Source organism: Penaeicola halotolerans (assembly GCF_016464625.1).
In the GTDB taxonomy this organism is placed as follows: Bacteria; Bacteroidota; Bacteroidia; order Cytophagales; family Cyclobacteriaceae; genus Penaeicola; species Penaeicola halotolerans.
This window is the reverse complement of record NZ_JAEAGO010000002.1, coordinates 386,310-398,972: the sequence shown is the minus strand read 5'-3', so window position 1 is coordinate 398,972 and position 12,663 is coordinate 386,310. Positions and strand designations below refer to the sequence as shown.

Sequence of the window (12,663 nt, the reverse complement as noted above, 5' to 3'; positions counted from 1 at the left end):
ACTACTTTACAATAAATCTTGGGATGTCGTCTGGCAACCTCGTTAACAGCTCATAATTGACTTGACTTGAAGACTCTCCAAAAGAGGCAACTGTCAACTCTGCCTTTCCTTGCTTACCTATCAATACCACTTCATCACCCTTTTCTACCGTAAAACCCGTTACATCTACGGCTATCGCATTCATTGTAACAGTACCTACCACTGGTGCCATCCTACCTCGGATCAGTACCTTTCCTGTATTACTTAGTGAGCGACTATAGCCATGAGCATAACCTACGGGGACTATCGCGATTTCCATCTTAGTGCTCGCCATGTAGCTATTGCCATAGCCAATAAACTCCCCCTTTTGAACTTCTTTAGTGCTCATCACACTACTTTTCCAAGTGACTAGTCGTCTTAGAGGATTTTTATTCTTCATTTCTATCTCTTTGAACATATGCATATACGTCTCTGGACTGGGCCAAAAACCATATTGGGCGATTCCTATACGCACCATGTCTCTAACCGTATCTTTGTATGTCAGCGCAGCTGCTGAACAGGCCATATGAACATGCTTTGGTTTAAGCGACAACCGCTGCAGCAACTTTTCAAACTCAGTAAATGACTTGATCTGCTGCTGTATCCTAAAGTAATTGCCTATACTTTCAGCACCAGCAAAGTGCATACAAAGTCCCTCCAATGAATAGGCATCAGGACAGCCCTTTAGTAAGTCACAAACTTTCTCCATCTCCTTAAGCTCAAATCCAGTGCGGTGAAAACCTGTCTCCGCTTCAAGGTGGATTTTTGCCTTTTTGCCCATTTTCTGACCGAGCTTGATAGCTTGCTCCAGCCTGTCTCTATCAAAGACGAAGAAAGATACGCCATGCTCTATAGCCCAAGCCAACTCCTCATTGCTAATCATCCCCATGATCATGATTTCTGACTTTTTGTGAGAAGACTTTAAAGCACGAAGTGCCTCATCTGCTGAAAAAGTAGAAAAGTGACGAATCCCTGCCCACTCTGCGATTTCTACCATATTTTCGATCCCATGACCATATGCATTGCCTTTGATCACGGAGGAAAATAGTGTCTGATCACCGATCTGACTTTTGATAAACTTTAGGTTCTTTTTATAATTGTATTTACTGATCTCTATATAAGAGGTAGAAAACATGTTCTAATTTTTAATTGAAAAATTTAATAATGAAGTGATGTGATCACTTGGCCGAATACACTCAATCCAGTAGGAATCAATTCGTCTGGAAAATCATAAGCACTATCATGAAGCTGAGGAGTCTTCTCCCCCGCACCCAAACCAAACATGGCCGTCTTTGCCACTTGAGAAAACCTGCCAAAATCCTCTGACCACCTAAATGGATTTGTAAGTGTACGTGTATCAATCGATAGATCTTTTGCTGCTTTTACCAAAATTTCTTGCGCTTCTGCATCATTGATAGTTGCTGAGAAATCCTCTACATATTCAAATGAAACTTCTAGCCCTTTCTCTCGACAGATCCTTCGTGCAAGCTCCTCCGATACATTTACGAGCTTTGCCATCGTATCATCGTCAAAGCTACGCAATGTAGCCATGACCACAGCCTCTCCTGGAGTAGTCCCAAAGGCAACTTCACCCAACTGAGCATGAATGACTGTCACCAAAGCAAATTTCTTAAAAGCATCAGGGAGTTTTTCTAATCCTACTATCAGCTGACTCATAGCCAGTGCAGGACTATTCCCATCCTCTGGGTGTGCCGCATGAGACGTATTGCCTTTGAGATAGATTTTCATCCCTCGAGAAGCCGCTGCAAAGGCACCTTGCTTCAATAATACTTGACCAGTAGGATAGCCCGGGAGATTGTGTAACGCAAAGGCATAGTCTGGTTGTAGTTTTAAAAACTGCTCATCTACCACCATCGCTTGTGCTCCTTGCCCTGTCTCTTCAGCAGGCTGAAAAAGTAAAATGACATTACCTCGTTTCGGCCGATTTTCTTGTAGCTGTTTGGCAAGTCCAGCCACCATCACCATGTGTCCATCATGCCCACACTTGTGCGACTTACCAACCACACAAGATTGATGATCAAAATCATTGGCTTCTTTGATAGGGAGTGCATCCAACTCTGCTCGGATTAGGGTGTTTTTCCCAGGCTTTTCGCCTTTGAAGACAAAAGCCACACCATGTCCACCTATTTGAGAAATAACCTCATCGGGCTCATACACTTTGACAAAATCAACCACTCTTTTCGCGGTCTCTTGCTCTTCACCAGCTACCTCTGGGTATTGATGTAGGGTTTTTCTGAATGTGCTAAGTTCTTTGATAAAGCTTGATTGGTCCTTCATAGGTTTGTCTTTGATTCCTTTATAAAACCTCAGACAGGAGGATCAGGTTCGGATCAGGGCAAATTAGCTTAAACCACTCCTGATCTTCTTCTCTACAGACACCAGGAAAATCACCTGTCATATTGAGCATACTTGTCATCACTTGAAAATGCAGATGCGGTGGCCAATGACCGTTCTCTGGATGAGGTCCTACCGTGCAAAAAGCATCTCCAGCATTGATAGACTTGCCTACGGCTAGGCCCTTTAAGTCAATCAAAGACAAATGTCCGTATAGCGTGAAAAAGGTGAAATTGCTAAGCTTATGTGCCAAGATGATCGTAGGGCCATAATTGCCAAAACCTGCATTGTCTTGAAAGCTATGTACTACCCCATCCAATGGGGCGTACACAGGATGTCCCGCAGTGGTCCATATATCTACTCCCAAGTGAATATTTCTAAAATCTCCAGGATCTGTCAGAAAAACCTCACTTCGCTGATAGATCGCGCGCTTCTCCATGTAGCCTCCCACACCATAAGTTTTTTGCTCTTTGGCCAAAAGCTCACTGACATAGGCGTCAAATGCGATCGTATTTAAAAGATCTATCTTCTCAAGGTCACCATTAGTGGGAGAAAAATCCATTTTCATTGTTCGATCTTGAGACAGCGCTTGACCCATGATAGGCTTGATATCTGCTTGATGTGCTTTTAAGATGGTAGCTATTTGATGCATGTGATTTGTGGCTATGAACAAATAAAAGTAATTTGAAACGGAAAGAAAAGATCAGTCATGAAAACCTCCTTTCCCCACTCTAGTTTTAGATATAAATCTTGCTTTACTTTTTTATAAACCTTTTAACTATGCAAAATATCCTCCAGACAAAATATTTAGTACTAGTCATCAGTTTGTTATTTGCTCAACAGCTGTTGGCTCAAAACTGTGACTGTCTCACCGCTTTGGATCAAGCAGCCACGATCGTCCAAAGTGCCAAAAGCTACAAAGACACTAAAAAAAGAATAGGCTTAGACAGCCTCCAATCTTATCAGAATCACATTGCTAGTCAAATAACAGAAGACCCAAAAGCTAGTATAAACTGTTTAGCTTATCTTGAACGTTATCTTTTGATTTACAGAGACAAACATCTCTTTGTCTATCCTGATAATAGCAAAAATATCCTGTTTGACACGGAGGTCCCTTTTGAACAAAGGCTTAGTAAGTTCAAAGAGTCTGAAGCATTCCTCAATACGAGTCGTATTCGCACTAGCCCTGAGCAGTTTACTTTTTCCTCTCCTATAGAGGGTGTCTATACTGATCAATATAAACGTGAAGAAGTAGCTCTCATCAAAGACCAAAGCCGAGAAGGAAAGTTTCTAGGCATCGTGACCAACTCAAATACTGGTCTTTGGGAAAAAGGACAGGTCAAATGGATCCTGTATCTAAGAGATGAAAATCAACTAGAAGGCATTATGTATGATGATGCTCATCAGCCACATCACGCTAATCTAACTTATGGAGATGGGCTTTTGAATGGTGGAGACTGGTATAAAAAATCGATAGATGAACAGATCTCCTTCAAACCGCTCGTGAAGCCTTCGAGCGAAGACTACTTTTATGAAAAGCTCTCAGATAGTACAGACTATATTTACATGAGTAATTTTAGTGGCTGGAAGACTAAAGAAATAGATGCCTTTTATGACAAGACACTTCCTCAACTATCATCTAGCAAGCTTATTTTAGACCTAAGAAACAACACAGGAGGCGGTGAGAGAAGTTATCAGGAGCTCTTAGATTTTATCCTAAAGACCAAATCTCTCAAAGAAGTCATCATCCTTCAAAATAAGAAAACCGTTAGTGCTGCGGAGCAATTTATCCTCAAAATGAAAGAAAGCGATAAAGTGACCACAATGGGTGAAACTACCTCAGGCATGATTGCTTATGGACTGGGCAATCGGCCAAGCCCATCACATGACATCCCTTGCTTTGACTTCAAAATGACGACTACGAAGACACGGATCAAAAAATACAGCCAATATGAGATAGTGGGCATCAAGCCAGATATCACTCTGACCGTTTTTGAAGACTGGATAGGAGCTGCTCAGAAACAATTCAAAGATTGACCTCCACTTTTCATTTTACTTGATAAACACTAGCTTTTAGCTATTTTTAAGCATTTATTATTCGATATGGCCAAAGTCAAAACCTCATATTTCTGTCAAAACTGTGGTGCTCAGAGTGCTAAGTGGGTAGGCAAGTGCTCCTCTTGTGGAGAATGGAATACCTATGTAGAAGAAGTCATCCAAAAAGATGAACCTCAAAAAGGCCAATGGAAACAGAGTAGCTTTGGTGACAAACGAGTAGCCAAGCCAAAACGCTTACAAGAGATTGATTTTGAAAGCCAACCTAGAATCGTAACTGCTGACCAAGAACTCAATCGTGTCTTGGGCGGTGGCATAGTTCCTGGGTCATTGGTTTTGATCGGTGGTGAACCTGGAATAGGCAAATCTACCCTGATGCTTCAGATCGCCATCTCTCTCCAGGGCAAAAAAGTCCTCTATGTATCAGGAGAAGAGAGCGAGATGCAAATCAAAATGCGCGCTGAACGCATGTCGGTCAAATCGGAGACTTGCTACATCCTCAGCGAAACTTCCACTCAACAGATTTTTCAGCAAATCGAACAACTTGAGCCAGACTTGCTAGTCATAGACTCTATACAAACCCTACACAGCAGCTATGTAGAGTCTGCCGCTGGTAGTATCTCTCAAGTGAGAGAATGCACAGCCGAGCTGATGAAGTATGCTAAAGAAACTGGAGTGCCTGTCTTTTTGATAGGACACATCACCAAAGAAGGTACGATCGCTGGACCTAAGATACTTGAACACATGGTTGATACGGTGTTGCAGTTTGAGGGTGATCGCCATATGGCCTATCGTATATTGCGTACTACTAAAAATCGCTTTGGCTCTACAAGTGAGCTAGGAATCTATGAGATGCGCAGCGATGGACTCCGTACTGTCTCCAATCCATCTGAAATATTGCTTTCACAGCGAGATGAAAACCTCTGCGGTGTATCGATAGGGGCTACACTCGAAGGAAATAGACCGCTACTGATAGAAATACAGTCACTCGTAAGTCCCGCCACCTACGGTACGCCTCAGCGAAGCAGCACTGGCTTTGATGCTAAGCGACTCAATATGCTGCTCGCAGTGCTTGAAAAAAGAGGCGGCATGAGGCTGGGCAACCAAGACGTATTTCTCAATGTGGCAGGAGGGATCAAAGTAGAAGACCCTGCGCTCGACCTTACGATCTGTGTATCTGTGATCTCTTCCCATCAAGATATCTCCATAGATAGTACTAAATGCTTCGCAGCAGAAGTAGGACTGGGAGGGGAGATTCGTGCTGTCAACCGCATCGAAACCCGCATAGCAGAAGCTGCCAAGCTAGGTTTTAAAGAAATCTATGTGTCTAAATACAATACCAAAGGCTTGGACACCAGTAAGCTTGGCATCCAAGTCAAGGCATTTTCTAAGTTAGAAGAAGTCTACAAAGACCTATTTGCTTAATTCCCTTCAACCCTAAAGACTGGATATCGCATATGCTCTTTCTCCTTCCATGGAGAGCGTTCATAGACCCATCTAAGTTGTGCATTACCGTTTTCAGCTAATTTATCATCAGCAGCTTTAGCAGCTTCTAGCTCCTTTTGGATAGCAGGATTTTGCGCGAGCCACTCAGCTGCGAGATCTTCAAAAATATAGGCAGAATATCCTTCCTTCGAAGCGAGTATGGCATCAAAGAAATTCCAAGCAAAAAAGGAGTCTGGCCCTTGTGGTTCCAGCGCTTCGATGATGTATCGATTGGCGGATTGATTAAGCTCTATGCGGTAATCTCCTTTTCTAAACTTCACCTTTTGAGACACTTTACGCACCTTGATATCAGAATGCAAGTAGTGCTTTTCAAATGGGCTGCTCGCAGTCTTGAAATCTTCTATATAGTACGTCCCGACCTCTACTTCTTGATCCTCAGTCAGTCTAGATAACTGTACGCCATTCTTTTCTAAAAGCCCGATGACTTCGTGCCATCCTTGAGGAATGATGTAAGCCTTAGGTTTTTCTATGATCAACCTAGGTTCGAAGTGATCGTAAAAGTTGATCTCTTTAGTAAAAGGTTTTGTACGATCATAGTATAGTCTAGGCTTACCAGATATTTCACTTGGCTTATAAGCTGCCTCATAGCCCATAAATGCAATTTTACTTGGCTTTTCTCTATTTGGTACGTATTCTAAAGCGAAGTCTTTCTGGGTCTTTACTGCATTGGCCGTAGATTTTCTCATTTCCTTGACACGCGCGCCATCTTGCTTGGCCGATTCGATCACTGTTCGGATAAATTCATAAGTTGAAGCCGTCCGTTGATCATATGGCTTGAGCATGTGTGTCTCTGTGATGAAGCCTATCGTGTGGAAAAGTGCTGCAAAACCAGAGCTGAACCTCGGAGGGTCATTAAACTGTGCCCAGCCATTCTCTGGAGTCGCTCCGTAAGCATTGACATAAGGGATCATTGGGAAATCCTTTTGCTTCATATCTGCATATAAATAGGGTAGCATTTCCTGCTTGAGATAATCTCCTAATGTTCCTCCTAGTTTATTATGCTGTGTGGGGAGGAGCGTCATCACATGCTGATAGTCTGCCCCATTACTCACATGCGTCTCTATGTAGTAGTCTGGTTTCAACTCATGAAAAATCTCATAAAAAGCAAGTGTATTGAGCGCATCAGCTTTCATGAAGTCTCTATTTAAGTTGAGATTCTGTGCATTGCCTCTGAAGCCACTTTCTATCGGGCCATTTTGATTGACTCTATTGAAAGCACTTCTGTTGAGATGCCCTCCTATGTTATATACAGGGACGAAGGCTACCACTACCTCTTTATTGACCACTTTGCCTGAAGCCATATCTCTCAGTAGCATCATACTCGCATCTATACCATCAGGCTCTCCTGGGTGTATCCCATTATTGACAAATAGAACAGGCTTACCCGCTGCATGGATTTGATCAAAGTCAAAAACTCCCTCAGCATTATATATGACCAAGTGTAAAGGTTCTCCGCTGTCTGTTTTACCCACAGGCTTCATTTTGATTTGCTTAGGATAAGCCTCGCTGAGCTTTTTGAAATAAGCAATTACCTCATGATAAGGAGGTGTTTCTGTTCCGCCTGACTTCTCAAAAAGTGTTGTGAGATCTTCCTGTGCATAGGTGCATAGGGTCAAAATAGCCAATGCTAAAGTTAAAAATACTCTTCTCATGATCTTAGGTTAATTTTCAAATCAATATCTGCCAAAAGAATCAAATCCACAATTTGCTTCTGAGGAAAGGTGATTTTCAGCGAACACTGGCAGTTGTAGGGACATCTCAGCGTCTCTTAAATGATTAAAATCAAGGTGAGAGCAAAATTTATCCTTCATTAAATTGCACAGAAGCATGTTATATTTTACTTTTAGTCAAACTAAAAAAATTTAATATGATCGATCTATTAACTGAAGCATCAGCAGGGATATTTATTGTACTCATTACGCTAGGGTTCTTTTTAGCTATCTTTTTAATTCCCTTTGTTTTTTACCTTTTGACACTTCAAAACACCCTGAAGGCAATTTCCCCAGAAAACAGAAAAATGGAGCCTACCAATGTTTGGTTGCTGCTCATTCCTTTCTTTGGAACAGTCTATCATTTTATCGTAGTAGGCGCTATATCGGACTCGATCAAGCTTGAACTAGAAAAACAAAAACTACACTTACCGACTGGGCGCCCAGCATATGAAATAGGGATCGCTATGTGTGTTTTAAATGTGCTAGCATACATCCCAGTCCTCAATTATATTACGGGGGTTGCCAGCTTAGTTACCTGGATAGTCTATTGGGTCAAGATCAATGAGTTCAAAAGTCAGTTTGCACAAAAAATGATGCTCGACATGCTACAAGCCAAACCTCAAAGCCTCTAATCGCTGGTTTATGAAAAAAGGCTGCTTGACCTTATGGCTGATTGTAGCCATTACTTCTTTTGTAATGGGGCAAAAAAGGAACCCACCTAAGTTGCCCATTTCAAAAGAAACACAATTAATTACCTACACAGATGTCGTCTATGTAGACAGCACCCTAAGTGCGGATAAGCTCTATCTTAAAGCTCGAGAATGGTTTGCAAAATCATACAATACATCCACGGATGTCATTCAGTTAGACGATAGAGAAAATGGCCTAATAGTCGGCAAAGGGCTTATTCAAGTTTACAAAAGAGGTGGATTTGGCCTTGATTTTCCTTATGGATTTATCAATTATACCCTTTCTATTTATCTAAGAGATGGGAGGTTTATGTATGAGATCACTAACTTTTATCATATGGGTTTAGGTCAATTTTTAGAAGAAATACCAGTTCCCGACTTTGGACCATGCGAAGAAATGCTCAACCCTTCTAAAAGGATGACTAGACGATTTGAACGAAGATCATTTGACTATATACTCATCCAAATGGATGTCTACATTAATAATCTAATTACTGATTTGACTAAAGCCATGAAGAGTGAATCTGTTATACTAAGGCAGGACTGGTAAGCTTTAGCTCATCATAAAAACACATATTCCTGTGTTCATTTGATTTCTTCCTGCGTTCATTTTTTTCTTGTTTTGGTTGTCTCCAGCTTAGGCTAGTATTGCTTCATATTCTAAAACAAAAAACTTTACAATTATGAAAAATACTAACCGAGAACTAATCTTTCTAAGATCCTTTGCCCTGTGTGCGGTGGCTGTTATCGTATTAGCTTCAGCATTTGCTTTTAAAAGTGTACAAAACCAAAGATTTAGCACCATAGATGTTGAGCGTATCAATATCATTGAGCCAGATGGTACAGTAAAAATGGTGATTACCAATGTGGATCAGTTTCCTAATGGAAATGATAAGATCAACGATAGAGGCACCAACAAAGACCGTAAAAAACGAGCAGGCATGTTATTTTACAATGAAGATGGAATCGAGTGTGGTGGGTTTATCTACGATGGTACCAAAAATGAAAACGGCCATAGTGCTGGTCTATCACTTACTTATGATCAATATGATGGAGATCAGGTAATGCAATTACTAACTACAGATTCTAGAAATGGTGATAAAAGAATGGTGTCAAGCGCCTTAACTTTTAATGATAGACCAGTAAATGAAACACAGGAAGGAACTTCGATCATCATGGAAGAACTAAATGGAATAGCTGACGGAAAGCTGCGTAGACAAAAATATCAAGAGTATGTGGAAAAGGGCCAACTTGGCGGCACTCCTAGGGTAATGCTAGGCAAGACTAGAAGTGAAAATAATGGTTTGTTTTTGTTTGATGATAAAGGTATGCCACGTGCGATGTTCTATATCGATAAGGAAAACAAAGTAAAACTGGAGGTTTTCAATGAGCGAGGAGAAGTAGTGAGTTCTTGGCCTCAATAAATAACCCATACAAACATCCGTGAAACTAATCAATTATGTTTCGCGGATGTTTCTAATTTTACATCCCGTGAAAAAGATTCTGAATTACCTCCAAATAGATAAGTATTACACCTTCTTTGTTTTTCTTATCAGTTATTTAATAGTAGTGAGTGGCCGAATAACCGCTGGTCAGAGATTAGAGGTCATTTTTTTACCTGATGGTCCAATTTCCACTTTTTTAGCAGCTTTCATGATGATGTTTTTGATACGTGCCACCATCAACCATGGAGGCAGAAAAGTAAAGTCAGAAAGCCTCAGTCCAAGACTTTATTTCAGGTATTTTGTGCTTTCTATGGTAGTGTATCTTATGTTATCAAATGTTCTGTCATTAAGTATTGCGCTCATTTTTGACACCTTTGAACGTAATTTCAATCAAAGCACTTTGATATTGAGTAACTTAAGCATCACTATTGATTTTATTATTTTTGGTAGCTTGTATTTGGCCTATTGCTATTCTGTAGAAAACGTACGTTTTAAGCAACAACTATCATCCATAAGCAAGGCAATGGATATCAGCAAAATCGAGCAGCTTAAAACCCAGCTCAATCCACATTTTCTTTTTAATAACTTAAATACACTCGATCAGCTTATCGAAGAAGACAAAACTAAAGCCAGTGACTTCCTCAATCATTTTGCTGATTTGTATCGCTATTCGTTAGTTACATCTGGCAAGCAGTTAGTTAATTTGAGTGAGGAGATCGATTTTGTAAAGAGTTATTTTCAAATGATGGAGCACAAATATGCTCATTGTTATCAGCTAAACTTTATAGGCATTGAATCTAGTGATGATATGAAGGTGCCTCCTTTTTGTTTGCAAGTATTGGTTGAAAATGCTATTGAGCACAACTTGGGCACCATTGAAAACCCCGTAGTAATCAATATCTCCATAGGAAAGACTATCGAAGTGAGTAACAACAAAATCAGTAAGAAATACAAGAAAAAAACTGGCGGTAGAGCGCTTGCAAACCTTGCTGACCAGTTTGCCTTAATTGCCAATCAAAACATAACCATACAAGACGAAGCCAATAAATTCAGTGTAAACTTACCTGTCGTAACATCTGCTGCTTATGTTTAAAATTTTAATTATAGAAGATGAAGCTCCTGCGCGTAAAAAGTTGATTAAATATCTAGAGCAAGCTTGTAGTTCCTTTACTCTCCTTGCCGAAATAGACACAGTGGAGCAAGCTATCGAATACTTACAGATGCATCAGGATGTAGATTTGATTATTTCTGATATTGAGTTGAGAGATGGCAATGCGTTCGAGATTTTTGATGTTATCACCCCTTCTTGCCCAATTATTTTCACAACCGCCTATGATGAGTTTTTGATGAATGCCTTTGAAACGAGCGGTATAGCCTACTTATTAAAACCATATTCAGCTGACAAGTTCATGAAGGCTTGGGATAAGTTCATACAATTAAAAGGACATCAAAAAACTCAATATGCTGATTTTCTAAACACTATTAATCGGATGTTTGTAGGGAACGATACCCTATCAAAAATCTACAAAGAGCAATTTAGTATAAGGGCAGCACAAGAAATCTACTTTATCAAAACTGAAGACATTGTCTATTTTCAAGCAAATGAAGGGGTAGTATTTGCTTACGATAAATGGAACAAAAAGCATATCATGCCTCAAGCCACTTTAAAAGAAATTGAAGAACATCTAAATCCTAAAAACTTTTTCAGAATCAATAGGAGTGAGACACTACAGCGACAATATATACACAAAATAGAGCGCTTCAGTAAAAATGCGGTAGCAGTTTATCTCAATAATAACAAAGCAGTACTGAAAACCAGCCAAAACCGTACTGGTGAGTTTAACAGTTGGCTAGAATAGTTTTCTAAGCGAAGGAAATAAAAACAAGGAAAGTTATTTTAATAATCAGTGCTGAAAAAGGAAACTGAAATTCACGAAAACAACTCCCCCAGCCTCTTAAGGTCTACATTTCCTCCAGTAAGTATGATACCCACACGCTTCCCTTGAAAACGTTCCTTTTGTTGTATCAGCGCGGCAAATGGTACCGCACAAGAAGTTTCAATCACGATTTTTAGTCGCTCATAGATGATCTTCATAGCAGTGATGATCTCTTCGTCACTTACTGTGATGATCTCATTGACATACTCTTGGATGATCGGAAATGTCCGCTGCCCCAAGGAGGTCAAGAGTCCATCCGCGATCGTCTGCGGTCCCACCATCGGGATGATCTCACCAGCAGCCATCGAGCGAGCAGCATCATCTGCTCCTGTGGGTTCTCCTGCGATGACCGTAGCACTCGGAGCCCAGTAGTGCGTGCTCAAAGCAGTTCCGCTGAGCAGTCCACCTCCACCTACAGGCGACATGATGATGTCTAAATCGGCCACATCTTCTATCAATTCTTTTGCACAAGTAGCCTGTCCTATGATGACAGCTTCATTGTCATAAGGATGGATAAAAGTAGCCCCCGTACGATCTACCACAGATTGAAGGGTTGTTTCGCGTGCTTGTAAGTTAGGTTCGCACTCGATAATCTCTCCGCCATAGCTTTTGACTGCTTTCTTCTTGATCTCTGGCGCATTGCTAGGCATGACGATATAAGATTTGATCCCAAGCTTAGTAGCCGCTCTAGCCAGTGCTGCTGCGTGATTACCCGAAGAGTGTGTGGCCACTCCTTTTGCTTTTTCTTCATCAGAGAGTTGCATGACAGCATTAGCTGCTCCGCGCATTTTGAAGGCACCTACTTTCTGGAAGTTTTCACACTTAAAAAACACTGAACAGCCCACGAGTGCGTCTATACCTTCAGACGACAATACGGGTGTTCTATGAATCAGCGACTGTATGCGTTCATGGGCTGCGATGATAGCTTCTTTTGTGATCATAAATT

The 12,663-nt window shown here is 40.9% G+C and carries 12 protein-coding genes; 7 read left to right on the top strand and 5 right to left on the bottom strand.

What is annotated here, in order from left to right; genetic code table 11:
* Position 1 precedes the first annotated feature (1 nt).
* The 3 genes from alr to I5349_RS06030 are packed head-to-tail and all read right to left on the bottom strand — an operon-like array spanning position 2 to position 3,025.
* Positions 2-1,153 (bottom strand): alanine racemase, encoded by a 1,152-nt coding sequence (gene alr / locus I5349_RS06040; protein WP_226389845.1) that lies wholly within the window; start codon positions 1,151-1,153, stop codon positions 2-4.
* A 23-nt stretch (positions 1,154-1,176) separates the two neighbouring features.
* Positions 1,177-2,316 carry an amidohydrolase gene (locus I5349_RS06035; RefSeq protein ID WP_226389844.1) on the bottom strand — a complete coding sequence of 380 codons (1,140 nt, stop codon included), beginning with the start codon at positions 2,314-2,316 and terminating at the stop codon, positions 1,177-1,179.
* Positions 2,317-2,335: 19 nt separating this feature from the next.
* Positions 2,336-3,025: a peptidoglycan DD-metalloendopeptidase family protein gene (locus I5349_RS06030; RefSeq protein ID WP_226389843.1), complete on the bottom strand. Its 690-nt coding sequence runs from the start codon at positions 3,023-3,025 to the stop codon at positions 2,336-2,338.
* Positions 3,026-3,153: 128 nt separating this feature from the next.
* On the opposite strand from I5349_RS06030, the gene I5349_RS06025 reads away from it, so the two are divergent.
* Positions 3,154-4,410, top strand: coding sequence for a S41 family peptidase (locus I5349_RS06025; RefSeq protein ID WP_226389842.1), 1,257 nt, complete (start codon positions 3,154-3,156; stop codon positions 4,408-4,410).
* 66 nt (positions 4,411-4,476) lie between these two features.
* Complete coding sequence (radA, locus tag I5349_RS06020) at positions 4,477-5,853, top strand: DNA repair protein RadA (protein WP_226389841.1); 1,377 nt, start codon at positions 4,477-4,479, stop codon at positions 5,851-5,853.
* Here the strand turns inward: radA and I5349_RS06015 are convergent.
* The gene (locus I5349_RS06015) at positions 5,850-7,586 is read right to left on the bottom strand and encodes a M14 family metallopeptidase (protein ID WP_226389840.1); all 1,737 of its coding nucleotides are present in this window, start codon (positions 7,584-7,586) and stop codon (positions 5,850-5,852) included. The two genes, radA and I5349_RS06015, sit on opposite strands and share 4 nt — an antisense overlap.
* Before the next feature lie 215 nt (positions 7,587-7,801).
* On the opposite strand from I5349_RS06015, the gene I5349_RS06010 reads away from it, so the two are divergent.
* The 5 genes from I5349_RS06010 (at position 7,802) to I5349_RS05990 (ending at position 11,639) form a co-directional block, all read left to right on the top strand.
* A complete protein-coding gene (locus I5349_RS06010; RefSeq protein WP_226389839.1) occupies positions 7,802-8,278 on the top strand; it encodes a hypothetical protein in 477 nt (158 codons plus the stop codon).
* Positions 8,279-8,288: 10 nt separating this feature from the next.
* A complete protein-coding gene (locus tag I5349_RS06005; protein WP_226389838.1) occupies positions 8,289-8,885 on the top strand; it encodes a DUF4468 domain-containing protein in 597 nt (198 codons plus the stop codon).
* A gap of 133 nt (positions 8,886-9,018) precedes the next feature.
* Positions 9,019-9,759, top strand: a complete 741-nt coding sequence (locus I5349_RS06000; RefSeq protein WP_226389837.1) for a hypothetical protein — start codon at positions 9,019-9,021, stop codon at positions 9,757-9,759.
* Positions 9,760-9,778: 19 nt separating this feature from the next.
* Positions 9,779-10,873 (top strand): sensor histidine kinase, encoded by a 1,095-nt coding sequence (locus tag I5349_RS14275; protein WP_226389836.1) that lies wholly within the window; start codon positions 9,779-9,781, stop codon positions 10,871-10,873.
* On the top strand, positions 10,866-11,639 hold the full coding sequence (locus I5349_RS05990; protein WP_226389835.1) for a LytR/AlgR family response regulator transcription factor: 774 nt from the start codon (positions 10,866-10,868) through the stop codon (positions 11,637-11,639). The genes I5349_RS14275 and I5349_RS05990 overlap by 8 nt, the downstream gene beginning before the upstream one ends.
* Before the next feature lie 71 nt (positions 11,640-11,710).
* Here the strand turns inward: I5349_RS05990 and I5349_RS05985 are convergent, their stop codons facing one another.
* Positions 11,711-12,658, bottom strand: a complete 948-nt coding sequence (locus I5349_RS05985; RefSeq protein ID WP_226389834.1) for a pyridoxal-phosphate dependent enzyme — start codon at positions 12,656-12,658, stop codon at positions 11,711-11,713.
* Between the last annotated feature and the right edge of the window lie 5 nt (positions 12,659-12,663).

What these genes read in the sequence shown, in the direction of transcription:
- alr (WP_226389845.1), bottom strand. Translation starts at nt 1,153, where the DNA reads ATGTTTTCTACCTCTTATATAGAGATCAGTAAATACAATTATAAAAAG.
- I5349_RS06035 (WP_226389844.1), bottom strand. Translation starts at nt 2,316, where the DNA reads ATGAAGGACCAATCAAGCTTTATCAAAGAACTTAGCACATTCAGAAAA.
- I5349_RS06030 (WP_226389843.1), bottom strand. Translation starts at nt 3,025, where the DNA reads ATGCATCAAATAGCTACCATCTTAAAAGCACATCAAGCAGATATCAAG.
- I5349_RS06025 (WP_226389842.1), top strand. Translation starts at nt 3,154, where the DNA reads ATGCAAAATATCCTCCAGACAAAATATTTAGTACTAGTCATCAGTTTG.
- radA (WP_226389841.1), top strand. Translation starts at nt 4,477, where the DNA reads ATGGCCAAAGTCAAAACCTCATATTTCTGTCAAAACTGTGGTGCTCAG.
- I5349_RS06015 (WP_226389840.1), bottom strand. Translation starts at nt 7,586, where the DNA reads ATGAGAAGAGTATTTTTAACTTTAGCATTGGCTATTTTGACCCTATGC.
- I5349_RS06010 (WP_226389839.1), top strand. Translation starts at nt 7,802, where the DNA reads ATGATCGATCTATTAACTGAAGCATCAGCAGGGATATTTATTGTACTC.
- I5349_RS06005 (WP_226389838.1), top strand. Translation starts at nt 8,289, where the DNA reads ATGAAAAAAGGCTGCTTGACCTTATGGCTGATTGTAGCCATTACTTCT.
- I5349_RS06000 (WP_226389837.1), top strand. Translation starts at nt 9,019, where the DNA reads ATGAAAAATACTAACCGAGAACTAATCTTTCTAAGATCCTTTGCCCTG.
- I5349_RS05990 (WP_226389835.1), top strand. Translation starts at nt 10,866, where the DNA reads ATGTTTAAAATTTTAATTATAGAAGATGAAGCTCCTGCGCGTAAAAAG.
- I5349_RS05985 (WP_226389834.1), bottom strand. Translation starts at nt 12,658, where the DNA reads ATGATCACAAAAGAAGCTATCATCGCAGCCCATGAACGCATACAGTCG.